This window comes from Vagococcus sp. QWL-13 (genome assembly GCF_058683555.1).
This window is the reverse complement of record NZ_CM178746.1, coordinates 937,227-951,340: the sequence shown is the minus strand read 5'-3', so window position 1 is coordinate 951,340 and position 14,114 is coordinate 937,227. Positions and strand designations below refer to the sequence as shown.

Here is a 14,114-nt window from a genome sequence, read left to right as displayed (position 1 = left end):
TTCCCATCCTCTTTTCATAATACTGACTGATTATCATTCAATCGTTTGGTAAATTGATTTGAAAGAATAAGCAATATCACTGAAACAACGGATACTCCCAAACCAACTGCTGTTGCATAAGAGAAATCTCCTTGCGCAATCCCCATTCTAAAAACATAAGAATTAATTACTTCCGCCTTTGCTTGGTTTTGATTATTCATTAAAACCATCGTCTGGTCTAAATTTGAACCCAGTAAACCACTAATAGTTAATATCAAATTTAAACTAATGATTCCCTTTAGCATAGGTAGCGTAATTTTCATCATTTGCTGCATACGAGATGCACCATCGATTTTCGCAGCTTCATAGTATGATGGATCAATTTTAGCCAATGTGGCTAGGTATAGAATCGTTCCCCAACCAGTGTTTTTCCAAATATCCGATAACACAGCAATCCACCAATATTTACCGGTTGATAGCAGGTAATTTTCATTTTTTATAGAAAAACCTAATCCTGCTAAGATTGAATTTAATAACCCTGTAGTAGATAACCAATTGATCAACATCCCACCTAAAACAATCCAAGATAAAAAGTATGGCATGTAGGAAATAGTTTGTACGATTTTCTTGAAAGGACCCTTTCGCAATTCAAAAATTAAAATAGCTAATATAACCGGTAAAAAGAATCCAATTGCCAGTTTTAAAAAACTAATCCCTAATGTATTCATCACTGAATCCCAAAAAAAGCGGTCTTTCATAATGATTCGAAAATTTTCTAACCCTACCCATGGAGCCGTGTCCATTGTGTCGATAACAGTGTAGCGTTTGAAGGCCATCGTCAATCCATAGATAGGAATAAAATTAAAAATAATCATAAAAATAATTCCTGGCCATACCATTGTTTGAAGTTCCCATTGATCAAAAAAATTCTGAAGCCAATCAACTATTTTATTATTAATCTTTTTATTTTTTGCTTCCATTTTGAATTCCTCCTTACATCTCATCAAAGTAAAAACGTTTTTATTTCATTTGTTTATTTATTTTTTGACGAACTTGAAAAACTGCACCAATCATGCCAGCGTCATTTTTTAGCTTAGTTTGTTTGATTGGAGCAACTGTCAGTTCTTTTAAATACGATATGCTCCCATGCCGATTTTCCAAAGTAGCTAATTCACTTTTTAAACGCGTGAAAAAATAATTATTCTCACTTATGCCGCCACCGATTAAAATCAATTCCGGATCAAAGCAACTAATCAAATTAATCAAACCTATTGATAATTCTTGGAAAAAACGTTGAATAACAAATGCTGCAATTTTATTTGTTTTTTCTTGTTGAAAAATAATTTGAGCATCATATATTTCCTCAAAAGACATATCATTTTGCTTCATCATTTTATTATATTGTGAACACAAACCGCTAACGACAGCCGCTCGTTGATTTAATGAAGCTGATTCAATATTTCCCTTTTCCGGTATATCATCAATAATCATCCAACCAAATTCTCCAGCCATTCCATGACCACCACGATAAATATCACCATTAATGACAATGCCACCACCCATTCCTGTACCTAAAACGATGCACAAATAATTTTCAATTCCCTGGGCATTGCCAATCCATTTTTCAGCAATTGCTGCTGAATTAGCATCATTTTCCACAAAAACAGGTAAGTGAACAGCAGCTTCTATTTCATGTTTTAGGTTAATTCCATACAACGATTTAATTGCCCCTGCCGTAATCATATAACCATTTTCTTTAATAATTCCAGGAGCACTGATTCCAACACCCTTGACTTCTAAGTTTTTCATTTGAAAGTTTTGTATAATTCTGATAATTTCTTCAATAAAATTTTTATTTTTATGATTCGTGGGTATCAAATCTCTACTCAATATTTCTCCTTTTTCATTTATCAATCCATACTTAACTGTTGTTCCGCCAATATCAATACCGATATACATGTACCTCACTCTTTTCTTCCAAAATTTCTAACTGAACACCCTTCAACAAGCTTACCTTTTAATACAAAAGAAGTTCCTTTTTCATTTTTTTCAATTAAATTAACCAAATGTCTGACTGCTAATTTCCCTTGCTGCTGAATTGGATTCACAACTGTGGTTAATCTAGGTTCAAAATACTCTAATAAATCAATACCATCGAAACCAACCACGCTAAAATCTGCTGGTATTTGATATCCTAAATCCAGCAAGCCTTTAATTGTACCAATTGCACTCAAATCATTGCCAGCTAAAAAAGCAGAAGGCATTTCTCCTTTATAAGTAGTTATAAAGGATTGAATAGTATGATAAGCTGCAGTTTCTTCAAATTCTCCCACCAATACCAGATCTTTATCAAATTGTATCTTTGCTTTTTTCAAAGCAGATTGATAACCTAAAAATCGTTCATCATTATCATATACACCGTAAAACCCTAATATAAAAGCAATGCGACGGTGCCCTTTGGATAATAAATATTCTGTGGCTGTTTTTCCTGTTTTAAATGAGTCAAAAACGACACTTCCTATTGTTTCACTTACTGTACGTCGATCAATGAATACTGCTTTTATTTTTTCACGCTTAATAGCAATTAAATCTTCTTCATCAATCAAGTCTTCAAAACCAATGATTCCATCCACCATATTTCCCATAATACTATTAATGATAATTTGTTTATCAGTTGTAATAAAAACATTGATACCATATCCTAAGCGTTCCGCTTCTCTTGCCATTGCTTCCACTAATGGACTAAAATAAGGTCCACTAATAGTATTAGTATAAAAACCTAGCATTTTAGTTTGACCCGATTTCAATTGTTTTCCCATCAGATTTGGAACATAGTGCAGCTTCTGAGCTGCTTCTAGAATACGATTTTTTGTCGATGGTTTTACAACATCAACACCATTTAAGGCTTTCGATACTGTAGCTATCGATACATTGGCTTCTTTTGCCACATCTCTAATTGTTGTTCTATTTTTCATATCGTCCCTCATAAAAACGTTTTTATTTTTGAGTTAATCATAATTGAAAATGCTACCATAGACAATATCGTTTCATAATTTAGGTATCTGTACCATTAAATTGACACTAGAACCACGTTGGTACAGTATGTACCCTCATTTATTTCATGAGCTTTTTTATTTATAAATCCTCACCATTTGGCATGATTTCCTGTAAAGTCTTTATAAGGTGATAAAAAATTGATTGTCTATGATTAATTTTATTTGTGTAAATGAATCATGACGATTTGCCATTTCCCCTGTTTCATAACTACTAACATCAATTATTCTCTATACCCATCCCTCATCATAACCTCATCATCTTCTACTAAAGCAACTTCATTTGATGAATATAAATTAGAATGTAATCGAAAGGACAAAATTTATGAGTCTGCCTTCAAATGTTAGTTTGTCTTAGTCACCAAAACTATATTCAACAATAGATAATAGTAATTGGCTGCACTCCAATTAAACCTATCTCTTTGGACTACCGAAATTTTTATCAATTACTTGGTAAGGTCTACATCATACAAGGACTTATTTTGGAACATAAACAATAACATCGGTAGAGAAAAACTCTCCACCGATGAGTCAATTTTTATTCATTTTTTAGTTATTAATACCATTTGATGAAAAATCATTCTTCTCAATAAGTTGTCTAACCGCTTCTGATAGAGTTTCCACTAGAAACAAACAAGGGATTTGACTTGTCAAATCTTCGTAATGGTTAATTCGCTGAACTTCAATTTGGTAATCTAAAACAAAATCAGACATTTTCGCCAGAGTACTGTTAGCATAACTAGTAACAGCCACCGTTGAATAATCCGGTTGATTGCGAAAACCATTGACCATCTCGATAATCTCTGTGGTAGTACCAGTGATAGATAATGTAACAAACATATTATCAGCAGTATTTCTCAATTTTGCAAAAATAGGATATGTTGGATCAATTAAAGCATAGCTGTTAAGGCCCAATGTTGCGAAACGTCTAGCAGAATACTCACAAATATAACTTGATGCTCCCATACCAAAGAAAATTATATTCTCACACTCAAGCATTTTCTCAGCAATTTGCCAAATCTTTGTTTCAGTATCCCTAGGAAAGTTTTTCATACTCAGACATTCCTTTCCACTCAACAATTGATTATGTTTTGTATCAGGAATTTTAAACTGGGTACGGAATTCTGTGAAACTTTCATACCCAATTTTACGGATAAATCTCATAACCGATGATGCTGAAGTATGAGATTCTTTCGCAATCTCTCTGACACGCATATAGGGGATTTTATCGCTTTGACTAGACATATAGTGATAAATTGCTCGATCAGTTTCTGATAGCTCATTAAAATCTAATTTTCCAAAAAAAGACATTCTTTCCTTCCTCCGATTAATTTTTATATGGAGCATAATCAAAGAAAACAATACACTGCTTTTTAGATTAATAGTACACTAAACTTAGCACAACAATGCTCTATATTTTCGACTAAAATATATTTTAAAACTATTTTATAATAAATTTATTTTCCTCTCCGAACTTAAGTCAATATCTTGAACAAATTTTTGGGGGCTTTTTTCGAAAGAATGTCACTGGTGGGTATGCCCTCGCTTCTCTAAAATTTCAAGCCAAAACCACTTGACAGCTTAGAGAAACGACGAGAGCATAAACACGTGACTTTCCTACTGAAAAATATGTAAGAGAATTATTAGACAGCTTGCTGGCAAAGAGTCTCCATTTTTTTGGGGGGTTAAATAGTTGATACCACTGTGAATTCTATAACGATTATAATACTTCCAATATGTTTTCATCTATCAAGTTAAGCTGAACAAATCGTCTTTATCCGCATGGGTCATAAATACTTCCAACGGTGTTTGATAATTTAATGATTTCCTTAGGTCATGATTTCTTTTTGAGGCAACTGATTGAATAAACGCTTTTGTGACACCATTAAAATCCATGATCTTAAACAATCCTTCTCTACTCATTAGCCCATTAGATTTTTCATTTAATCCGCGTTGCTAAAGTGTACCGGGATCGCCAAAGTAGATGTCAATATCAGTGATGTTGCTGATGGTTTTCCAATTAGAAAATTCTTTGCCACAATCAAAAGTAACTGATTTAAATAAGTGTTTGGGAACAGATTAGAACCACTGATTCAATCTGTTTTCGATAGCTATGGCTTGTCTCCCCTGTGGTTTCAGTGTAATGATCACTTTTGATAAGCGTTCAATGAGTGTGATGACGGCACTTTTGTGTTTGGCACCTACGATTGTATCTCCTTCAAGGTCACCAAATTATTCTAAGTAATTAGTATGATCGGTTTTTCGTTGATGAATTGACCGACGAAACGCTTGTTTTCCGCGTTTTTCTTGATGAACATTAGGCTTGAACTTTCCTTTCAATCCCAAATCAGACACATTGAATACGACTTTTTCGAACATACGGTGGAATGTAAGCACAAAACAATCTATTTGACATTCTCTACAACCAAGAATGACATCAGGCGACCAGTCCTGAGCAGCCATTTTTCGGACATAGTCCTCTTGTTCTTTAGGAAAAACGATTGAACGTCTTCCACAGCGGAATTTGTTTTGTTTGTATTGTTGATAGTAGTCTAATGCTGTTTTTCCTTGTTTGAAATATTGGTAAACTTTATTGATGGTTTGTCTTGAACGATTTAATTGACATGCGACGTTGGAGACGGATTCGCTTATGTTGAAATAAGCTCCTATCATTGCGAGTTCGTTTGGTGTAAGATGGGTGGTAGGTCATTTGTGTGCACTCCTTATAATTCTTTCGCAGGGACTATTCTGAGTGTAGCACAAATGACTTTTTTAGTTGTCTAACTTAATTTTACAATTGACGCATTTTAAAACTCAAACTTGCTTAGCTCTACATGTGCAGCATGATTTGACTTCCTATGATTATAAAAAGTGTTCCAAAAAGATAGCCAAAATACAATGCTGCTGGTGCAAATGGAGAGGTGTTTTTGTCTCCCTCTAGTTGCATATGCTTTAAATAACGTCTTGTCAAATAAATCTGCCCTATTCCCATTAAAATTAAAACAAATCCCATCACTTTACTAAGTATCATCTGATTCCCCTCCTTAATTATTTTCCGTTCATTTTATTCCAGATAGTCTAAGAAATAACTATAAGCCATTGCTTCACTTTCAGATACTCAACATGAACCGGTTTTTGAATGTTTGCTTTTTAAATCATTGGTATCTGCCTTCTAGTATCGAATATATTCCCAAAAAACAACGATTTTATGACAGGCTAGCTGATAAAAATTGCCTAAGCACTTTCCACTTATTTCAAAATAAAGCCTTGTTTTTTAGCATTTTCCAGCAAATCTTTCCGTTTAGCCAACTGACGCGACATACCAGTCACAATTTGCTTGGTAAAGCTGTCTAAACGATTATTAGTGTCCCGTGAGTCATAATACGTTTCCACCAATGCATCGTAATCTTTCAAAGCTTCATGTAAATTATCAGTCTCTTGATAACCATTGGTATGGAGCACTACTTCTTTCGGCAGACGCGGTTTCTGCGAAGGTGTCTCCGCCGGCTTCCCGATTCCTAATCCCAATACCGGAAAAACATAGTCAGGCAGGTTCAGCAGCTCGATTATCTTTTGGCTGTCGTTGCCGATACTGCCTAGATAAACTGTCCCATAGCCTAAACTTTCAGCCGCCACTACAACGTTTTGAGCCGCAAGACAGGCATCCGTCATTGCTACCATAAACCGGTCGAATTGTGCCAAAACATCAGTGTCTTGATTTTCTTCAACGGCAATTTGACGGTTGCGGTGCTGGTCAGCGACGAATATCAGCAGACATGGCGCCTCCGCCACATAGGTTTGATTACAAATTTTTGCGATTTCGTCTTTGAGAGACTGATCAGTAATTTGAATAATCGAATAGCTTTGCATAAAATTGCTGGTAGCGGTCCGCTGAGCCACTTCTATCAAAGTATTAAAATCATCTTGAGAGATATCCTCTTTCAAAAATTTACGGATAGTCCGATGATTCAACTGTGTTTTAATTGTTTCGTTCATCTGTTGATCCTCCTGTTTTTGTTCACCTGTATAATAGTATTATACACTTTTTTCCTGTTATTTTCATTAAATCGGTATAGTTTAACAGAAGGATGATAAAAGAAACATAAAACACCTTCCCAAAAATAACTTTCTGAGAAGGTGTCGTTGACTATTCCTTAGTCTCTTGATCTATTTTTTCGCCGATATCTTCTGAAATGTCCTGCGCTTCATCGGCCACCGTCTCCGCCACTTCTTCCGCCATATCCTCAACATCAATAACGATATCCTCGCCATCATCCACCAAGTCATCTAGTCTTGCTTCCCAGTCAGAATCTGCAACAGTTTCCTTGAACTCTTTTTCCAAATCAGAAGTTTGCTGTTTCAGTGTGTTCAGCGTGGAGTCACGAAACTCTTGTGCCTTGTTCATCGTATACTCAGAGTACTCTGCACCTTTTTGTTTCGCATACTCACCATACTCATACGTTTTATCCTTTAAATCGTCAAATTTTTTGAGCAACTCTTCTCTTGTTTCTTTTCCTGACTTTGGTGCCAAAAGTAATGCCGTAAATGCAGCTGCTGTTCCGCCGATGACCGCTCCTAATAAAAATCCACAGCTTTTTTTTCCCATGTCCTTTGTCCTCCTAGAATCTATTTTTTAAAAAAATTAACTGCCGTCTTCCCAAGTTTTGTAGCTACTGTTGCTTTGGCCGCCCCGCTGCCTACCGCACCAAGTTTGCTGGCCATATGCCGGCTTGATTTGTTTAAATCTGACACACTTTCGCTCAAATCTGCCACTGCATCGAATAACGGATCGATTGTTTCAACTTTGCCAGTCACATCAGCCAGCAATTCGTTACTCTTTATAAGAAGATCTTCTACCTGATGAGCCAGAACATTGACGTCCTTGGTCACCACTTGTATCGTATGAGTCGTCTCATCTACTATTGCTTGCGCTTTACTGATGGTTTCATTGGTCGAGTCTAATGTCTGCTTTAATTTTGGCAATAAACTCATTAACACCACCACGAGCACTACCACTAAAATAACAAACGCAATTGCAGCGATTAGAGCAGCAATCTCAGTACCGGTCATTTTACATTCCTCTTTTCTATCGTTTTCCAACACTTTTTTTTAGCATACCACTTACAATCTCTTTTCTCAACTAATTACAATAACCAATTCTAACTTTTTTTTAATCATTTTTTTGTTACAATGGTTACAGAATCTAAAACTTGAAAGGAGTTTTTTCTTTGGGGTTCAACCATCTTTTTTTAACAGCCACACAAAACACAGATGTCTCTGTCACTGAAAAAACAACAAAAAAAATCGGTGCTTTTGCGAATTACTGGCAAAATATCGACTGGGAAAAAATTATCACTTTAGTTATTTCCAGAGGTATCGTTATTCTTGTCGCTACGCTGCTGATAATACTCACTTACAGGATTGGAAATAAATTTATACGAAAATCTTTTGATAACTATAAAATAAAAGAAAAACAAAGCGAAACCAGAGCGGAAACGTTATATGCCCTGTCTAAAAATATTTTCCAGTACATCTTGTTTTTCATCTATCTTTATACCCTTCTATCAATTATTGGAATTCCTGTGGGTTCTCTTTTAGCGGGTGCCGGAATCGTCGGAGTAGCCATTGGGCTGGGTGCTCAAGGTTTTATCAATGATTTTATCACTGGTTTTTTCATTATTTTTGAAAAACAAATCGAAGTGGGAGACTATGTAAGAATTGAAAATTTCGAAGGAACTGTCCAGTCAGTGGGACTGCGTACGACACAGTTGAAAAGCGCCGATGGTATCATGCATTATATTCCCAATCGAAGTATTCTGGTGGTCAGCAACTTGTCCAAATCCAACCGTCTTGCTGTGGTCCAATTGCGGGTTGAACCTTCAAGCGACATTGACAAAATCAAAGCAATCATGGCACAAGTCAACGAGACTTTGACACCTGAATTTCCGGAAATCACCTCTCCTCCTGAAATCATGGGTGTAATCGATTTAGGCAACGGCTCCTTGGCAATCAGAGTGACAATCGGAACACTGAACGGTGCCCAAGTAAAGGTCCAGTCAAAATTTTTAGAAGAATACATTGAGGCCATTGCAAAAGAAGGAATAGAAATTCCTTCTTCACCGATTACCTTGACAAAATAAAAATCCGGGACTTTTCATAGTTCCGGATTTTTTCAATTTAAGTAAGAGCTAATGATCTTGTGTTTCTTTACAAAGTAAAAATAAAAGTTCCTTTGTTCGCAATGCCGTCCGTTTTAAATTATCTCCTGCTTCTGTCATTGCTTCTTCTAGGGACGAAATTTTATCGACGATTGGTACCACCACGTCTAAACCGCTTGACTGAAATGCTGCGGCATCCCCCTCAACTGAACCGACAAAGGCAATCACTGGCAGCTGATATTTTTTTGCTATTTGACTGATGCCGATAGGAACCTTTCCTTGCAGACTTTGACTGTCTATTTTCCCTTCACCTGTGATAACAAGATTTGCAGAACCTATTTCTTTTTCCAAATCCGAATAGTGGGCAATCAAATCAAAGCCCCGGACCATTTCAGCATTTAGCAGTGTGCGCAAGGCAATCCCTAATCCACCTGCTGCACCGTCACCTTTTTGCGACGCTTCTCCATTTAAAAGTACCTGTTCATAATTAGCCATCATAGCTTCATAATTTTTAAGTTCTCCTTGTTGGAGTCCTTTTTGCTGTCCAAACATATAAACCGCACCTGTTGGCCCTGTCAGCGGACTGTCCACATCAGCAGCAATAATAAAGTTTGTCTTGCCTAACCTCTTATCCATATTTTCTTTCGACACTCGGTGCACAAGACCTAAATTCATCCCTTTAGGTGAAAGCTTATTGCCAGAGACATCAAAAAAATCCGTTCCAAGTGCATGCAAAGCACCCATACCCCCATCCACAGTCCCAGTCCCCCCAAGACCAATGATGATTGTCTCGGCTCCCTTGTCCAAAGCAGCCAAGATAGATTCGCCCAGTCCAGCTGAGTTTGTCTGACTCGGGTGTGTCTTATCGGTGCCGTCAAGAAACTGGATACCGCAAGTCAAAGCAGATTCGATAACTGCAATTTTTTCTTCCGCTAACCAGCCAAAAAAGGATGTTCCAATTTCTCCAGTTAAAGTTTGACAGGATATTTGTTCGTACTTGCCAGCATAATTAGTGATAAAGGCTTCTACCGTTCCTTCTCCCCCGTCTGCAATAGCTATTTTCTTCACTTCAATATCGTCTGAAACAAACACTTTTTCAATGATTTCATTTGCCTCAACGCTGGATAAAGATCCTTTCATTGAGTCGATAGCTGAAACAATTTTCATCTTGTCACCTCCCCTATAACTAATAATTTTTATCTGTTTTTTTATGCTTATCCGCAAGATATCATTGGTTCCTCACCTTTAAACTATATGACAAACGGCAACATTGTCAACTACCCAAAATAATTGCTCACATCAACACAAAAAAACACAATAAATTCAATTGATAAGAGAACTTATTGTGTTTTGATGATTTAAAGTTTATGGCATTTTTTTATCAACCGAATTTCCGTATCTCAATTTCTTTCGGCTTTAAATCATAATCGTTGCCGAGGGTGTGTATCAGATGATTCACCGCTTTTAGCAATTCTTTGCGTGTCACGATTCCCATAAATTTATTTTCTTTATCGGAAATAGGAATAAACGGATGATCCACAGCCAGATGGAAAAGCCTTTCTACATCATAGGTATCGTTAATGAAAGTGACGTCATCATCCATCACGTCTGAAACTATTTTATCATTCAAATTATCGGGATCCACTTCATCTAAATCAAACATTTCATCAACAATGTTTGTCAATCCGATAAATCCTACCAATTCGTCTTGGGCATTTAAAACCGGAATTTTAGAATAACGGACTTTCGAAAGGACCAGCAGTGCGTGGGTGAGGGGATTAGTGTCCATCACATGAGCCACTTTGTCTGCACTGATCAGAAAATCGCTCTGATTTTCTAATAAAAGATTTTCTATTATGCTTCCAATCATTTAAGATTGCCTCCTTTTCACTAACTACATTGTAGCGAATTAAAGATAAAATAAAAGCCTTTTCACACTTTATTCAATCTTTTTTTAGTAAATCCTCATGTTCCTATCTTATAAATTCCTGAGTCAGTTCCGGTAAGAGCTGATGTTGTTCGTTAAAAAAAGAAACTGAATATTTTTCCGTTGTACTTTCGATGACGGCATAAGTTTTCACACGAAATCTTCCCCTAGGCTGACTGATGCTTCCGGGATTGACAATGAGGATCCCGTCCACCAATTCAGCAAACAGCTGGTGTGTATGACCATATAAAGCGATATTGGCGCCTGATTCTTCTGCTTCATAAAATAAACGCTGCAAGCCGAAACGGACGTTGCTGCGATGCCCATGGGTAAGGTAGATTTTATCTAAGCCATTGGATAACGTTTGGCTGTTTGAAAATCTCGGGTCATAATCACAATTGCCTGTGACCACATGAAAATCTTTCCAGATGGAATCACTAGGCGACAGTTCGGAATCGCCGCAGTGGAACATTTCGTCCACTTTCCCGCGGTATTTATCGGCTAACTTCTTTAACACTTTATAGTCTCCATGATTGTCACTGACTACTAAATACTTCATCTCAATTCTCCTCTTCCTGCTAGCTTGATGCTGAGATTTTGAGATAGTCATTTTCTAAAAACAACGGCTATCTCCCCAACCAATCGTCCCAAACCTTTGTCAGATTTTGGATGGCTTTGGCACGGTGGCTTATTTTATTTTTAACTTCAGGTTCTAATTCCGCCATAGATTTTCCCATTTCTTCAATCAAGAATAAAGGATCGTAACCAAAACCATTTTCTCCCCGGGGAATGTTCAGAATGCGGCCCTCTGTTTGTCCATTGACGACCAGACTTTTCCGATTGGGTGCCGCCAAAACCAATGTACAGTGGAAACGGGCTGTCCGCTCTTCTTTAGGAACGCCTGTCAACTCATGCAACAGTTTGGCATTATTTGCAGCATCATTATGTGCCTCCCCGGCAAAACGGGCAGAGTAGACTCCCGGCTGTCCGCCTAAAGCATCCACAATCAAACCGGAATCATCAGCCAAAACCATACACTTTAGCCTTGCTGCGATTGTTTCGGCTTTCAGACGTGCATTTTCTTCAAAAGTCGTACCAGTTTCTTCCACTTCGGGAATTTCCGGAAAATCCGCCAAAGTTTTTACTCGGTAACCTTTTTCCGCAAAAATCGCTTCGAATTCTTTTGCCTTGCCAGCGTTATGTGTGGCAATCAAAATATCTTTTTCCGAAGCAGCGTACGCAGGAGAAGCAGAAGTTTCCAAGGCTTCTTTTTGCAAGCGAATCAAATTAAAAATGCCGTCTTCTCCTAAATTCAACATCGTGAGCAAATCGTTTCGGGAAAAAGTTTGTTCCTCTCCTGTTCCCTGAATCTCTACAAATTCCCCTGATTCAGTCATCACAAGATTCATGTCTACAGCAGCGTCCACATCTTCTTCATAATCCAAGTCAAGGACAGCTGTGCCGTCTGCCAGCACTCCTACGCTGATAGCCGCCAGATGTTCTCTCAAAGGATTTTTTGCCAGTCTGCCTTCGTCGATTTCATGCTGGACAGCAAGAGACAACGCCACGAAAGCACCGGTGATACTTGCTGTACGTGTGCCACCGTCTGCCTGAAGAACGTCGCAGTCGATGACGATTGATTTTTCCCCTAGGGCAGTTAAATCCACAACAGAACGTAATGAACGGCCGATCAAACGCTGGATTTCCATCGTCCGGCCCGAAAGTTTGCCATTACTGCTCTCCCGGCGATTTCTCGTATTCGTCGCTCTGGGCAGCATGCTGTATTCAGCTGTGACCCAGCCTTTGCCGCTATTTTTCAAAAATGTCGGGACCGAATTCTCCACCGTAGCAGCACATAAAACCATGGTATCCCCAAAACGAATTAAGACTGAGCCTTCTGCATGCTTCAGCACATTTGTTTCTATACTGACTTGTCTGAGTTCATCCACTCGTCGACCATCATGTCTCATTTTACTTTTCCTTTCTTTCAACCTATAATCTGACTTTCTTCGCTGCTATCTCTTTTAGCGGCAGCCAGTCCAAGGCAATTTCATCAAACATTTTAGGTGAAGCTGTGGTGTAAAATTCGTGTTCTCTTATTTTATCAGTAGCTGGTGCAGCGATGTTAAAATAGTCAAGAAGCATACTGACTTCTCCCACCGTTTCCGCCCCTGAATCCACCAAGGAAACTTGACTGCCCATATAATTTTGAATCAATGGACGCAATAAAGGATAGTGAGTGCAGCCCAATATCAGTGTATCTATTTTTTCTCTTTTCAAAGATTTCAGACTTTCTGCCACTACCATTTTTGCAAGGGGACTGCTGTATTCGCTGCTTTCCACAATAGGAACAAACTTAGGGCAAGCCAGCTCAGTGACGAAAGTTTTCGGTGCTTTAGTCAAAATCCCTTCGGAGTAAGAGCGGCTGTTCACAGTCCCGACAGTACCGATGACACCGATGCGATTACTTTCTGTCCGTTTTAAACTTGCACGGACTCCCGGCAGAATTACTCCTACTACGGGTATCGCCAAACTTGATTTTATACGATCCAATGCCGCTGCCGTTGCTGTATTACAGGCAATCACTAGCATTTTGATGTTTTTTTTCATTAAAAAAGAAGTCATTTCCCATGTAAATTCAATAATCTGCTCCACAGGCCGCGGACCATAGGGACATCTTGCTGTATCTCCAAGATAAATGATGCGTTCATTCGGAAGTTGTTTCAGGGCTTCTCTGACAACTGTCAATCCGCCCACCCCTGAATCAATAAAGCCGATTGCTTCTTCATTCACTCTGCTTCCAACTCCTTTCCGCCTGTTTCTCATTCTTCTATTCTCTAATTTTTTTAAGAAAGTTGCAAGTCTTTTAACTGGGGACCTGCTCTTTATTCATAAAATAAAAAACAAAAAACCACAACTGCAAAGCTTTCCCAATAAAAAATATTTATCTCTAATTGATTTTCATAAACCTTTAGAAATTTTTAACTCCGCCATTAA

14 protein-coding genes and 1 pseudogene are annotated in these 14,114 nt (G+C 37.8%); 1 reads left to right on the top strand and 14 read right to left on the bottom strand.

The window, feature by feature from the left end:
• Nucleotides 1-14: 14 nt before the first annotated feature.
• From AC4PHI_RS04470 to AC4PHI_RS04430, 9 genes and pseudogenes are all read right to left on the bottom strand, one after another.
• Nucleotides 15-959 (bottom strand): ABC transporter permease subunit, encoded by a 945-nt coding sequence (locus tag AC4PHI_RS04470; RefSeq protein ID WP_492201117.1) that lies wholly within the window; start codon nucleotides 957-959, stop codon nucleotides 15-17.
• 40 nt (nucleotides 960-999) lie between these two features.
• Nucleotides 1,000-1,938: an ROK family protein gene (locus tag AC4PHI_RS04465; protein WP_492201116.1), complete on the bottom strand. Its 939-nt coding sequence runs from the start codon at nucleotides 1,936-1,938 to the stop codon at nucleotides 1,000-1,002.
• Between the two features lie 5 nt (nucleotides 1,939-1,943).
• The gene (locus tag AC4PHI_RS04460) at nucleotides 1,944-2,954 is read right to left on the bottom strand and encodes a LacI family DNA-binding transcriptional regulator (protein ID WP_492201115.1); all 1,011 of its coding nucleotides are present in this window, start codon (nucleotides 2,952-2,954) and stop codon (nucleotides 1,944-1,946) included.
• 627 nt (nucleotides 2,955-3,581) lie between these two features.
• A complete protein-coding gene (locus tag AC4PHI_RS04455) occupies nucleotides 3,582-4,343 on the bottom strand; it encodes a MurR/RpiR family transcriptional regulator (protein ID WP_492201114.1) in 762 nt (253 codons plus the stop codon).
• Nucleotides 4,344-4,781: 438 nt separating this feature from the next.
• Nucleotides 4,782-5,705: pseudogene (locus AC4PHI_RS04450) on the bottom strand (IS30 family transposase).
• A 157-nt stretch (nucleotides 5,706-5,862) separates the two neighbouring features.
• On the bottom strand, nucleotides 5,863-6,063 hold the full coding sequence (locus AC4PHI_RS04445) for a hypothetical protein (protein WP_492201113.1): 201 nt from the start codon (nucleotides 6,061-6,063) through the stop codon (nucleotides 5,863-5,865).
• A 218-nt stretch (nucleotides 6,064-6,281) separates the two neighbouring features.
• Nucleotides 6,282-7,028, bottom strand: coding sequence for an NADPH-dependent oxidoreductase (locus tag AC4PHI_RS04440; protein WP_492201112.1), 747 nt, complete (start codon nucleotides 7,026-7,028; stop codon nucleotides 6,282-6,284).
• A 151-nt stretch (nucleotides 7,029-7,179) separates the two neighbouring features.
• On the bottom strand, nucleotides 7,180-7,638 hold the full coding sequence (locus AC4PHI_RS04435) for a YtxH domain-containing protein (RefSeq protein ID WP_492201111.1): 459 nt from the start codon (nucleotides 7,636-7,638) through the stop codon (nucleotides 7,180-7,182).
• A gap of 20 nt (nucleotides 7,639-7,658) precedes the next feature.
• Nucleotides 7,659-8,102: a DUF948 domain-containing protein gene (locus AC4PHI_RS04430; RefSeq protein WP_492201110.1), complete on the bottom strand. Its 444-nt coding sequence runs from the start codon at nucleotides 8,100-8,102 to the stop codon at nucleotides 7,659-7,661.
• Nucleotides 8,103-8,260: 158 nt separating this feature from the next.
• On the opposite strand from AC4PHI_RS04430, the gene AC4PHI_RS04425 reads away from it, so the two are divergent.
• Nucleotides 8,261-9,172: a mechanosensitive ion channel family protein gene (locus AC4PHI_RS04425; protein ID WP_492201109.1), complete on the top strand. Its 912-nt coding sequence runs from the start codon at nucleotides 8,261-8,263 to the stop codon at nucleotides 9,170-9,172.
• Nucleotides 9,173-9,220: 48 nt separating this feature from the next.
• Here AC4PHI_RS04425 and AC4PHI_RS04420 read toward each other — a convergent pair whose 3' ends face one another.
• The 5 genes from AC4PHI_RS04420 to racE all read right to left on the bottom strand — a co-directional run bounded on the left by AC4PHI_RS04420 (nucleotide 9,221) and on the right by racE (nucleotide 13,910).
• Nucleotides 9,221-10,357: a glycerate kinase gene (locus tag AC4PHI_RS04420; RefSeq protein WP_492201108.1), complete on the bottom strand. Its 1,137-nt coding sequence runs from the start codon at nucleotides 10,355-10,357 to the stop codon at nucleotides 9,221-9,223.
• 214 nt (nucleotides 10,358-10,571) lie between these two features.
• Nucleotides 10,572-11,060 carry a cyclic-di-AMP-binding protein CbpB gene (gene cbpB / locus AC4PHI_RS04415; RefSeq protein WP_492201107.1) on the bottom strand — a complete coding sequence of 163 codons (489 nt, stop codon included), beginning with the start codon at nucleotides 11,058-11,060 and terminating at the stop codon, nucleotides 10,572-10,574.
• 103 nt (nucleotides 11,061-11,163) lie between these two features.
• Nucleotides 11,164-11,676 (bottom strand): metallophosphoesterase, encoded by a 513-nt coding sequence (locus tag AC4PHI_RS04410; RefSeq protein ID WP_492201106.1) that lies wholly within the window; start codon nucleotides 11,674-11,676, stop codon nucleotides 11,164-11,166.
• 67 nt (nucleotides 11,677-11,743) lie between these two features.
• Nucleotides 11,744-13,087, bottom strand: coding sequence for a ribonuclease PH (gene rph / locus AC4PHI_RS04405; RefSeq protein ID WP_492201105.1), 1,344 nt, complete (start codon nucleotides 13,085-13,087; stop codon nucleotides 11,744-11,746).
• A gap of 22 nt (nucleotides 13,088-13,109) precedes the next feature.
• A complete protein-coding gene (gene racE, locus AC4PHI_RS04400; protein ID WP_492201104.1) occupies nucleotides 13,110-13,910 on the bottom strand; it encodes a glutamate racemase in 801 nt (266 codons plus the stop codon).
• Nucleotides 13,911-14,114: the final 204 nt, after the last annotated feature.

Excerpts from the sequence above, each read along its gene's own strand:
- AC4PHI_RS04455 (WP_492201114.1), bottom strand. The coding sequence starts at position 4,343 with ATGTCTTTTTTTGGAAAATTAGATTTTAATGAGCTATCAGAAACTGAT.
- AC4PHI_RS04435 (WP_492201111.1), bottom strand. The coding sequence starts at position 7,638 with ATGGGAAAAAAAAGCTGTGGATTTTTATTAGGAGCGGTCATCGGCGGA.
- AC4PHI_RS04430 (WP_492201110.1), bottom strand. The coding sequence starts at position 8,102 with ATGACCGGTACTGAGATTGCTGCTCTAATCGCTGCAATTGCGTTTGTT.
- AC4PHI_RS04465 (WP_492201116.1), bottom strand. The coding sequence starts at position 1,938 with ATGTATATCGGTATTGATATTGGCGGAACAACAGTTAAGTATGGATTG.
- AC4PHI_RS04445 (WP_492201113.1), bottom strand. The coding sequence starts at position 6,063 with ATGATACTTAGTAAAGTGATGGGATTTGTTTTAATTTTAATGGGAATA.
- AC4PHI_RS04420 (WP_492201108.1), bottom strand. The coding sequence starts at position 10,357 with ATGAAAATTGTTTCAGCTATCGACTCAATGAAAGGATCTTTATCCAGC.
- AC4PHI_RS04470 (WP_492201117.1), bottom strand. The coding sequence starts at position 959 with ATGGAAGCAAAAAATAAAAAGATTAATAATAAAATAGTTGATTGGCTT.
- AC4PHI_RS04440 (WP_492201112.1), bottom strand. The coding sequence starts at position 7,028 with ATGAACGAAACAATTAAAACACAGTTGAATCATCGGACTATCCGTAAA.
- cbpB (WP_492201107.1), bottom strand. The coding sequence starts at position 11,060 with ATGATTGGAAGCATAATAGAAAATCTTTTATTAGAAAATCAGAGCGAT.
- AC4PHI_RS04460 (WP_492201115.1), bottom strand. The coding sequence starts at position 2,954 with ATGAAAAATAGAACAACAATTAGAGATGTGGCAAAAGAAGCCAATGTA.
- rph (WP_492201105.1), bottom strand. The coding sequence starts at position 13,087 with ATGAGACATGATGGTCGACGAGTGGATGAACTCAGACAAGTCAGTATA.
- AC4PHI_RS04410 (WP_492201106.1), bottom strand. The coding sequence starts at position 11,676 with ATGAAGTATTTAGTAGTCAGTGACAATCATGGAGACTATAAAGTGTTA.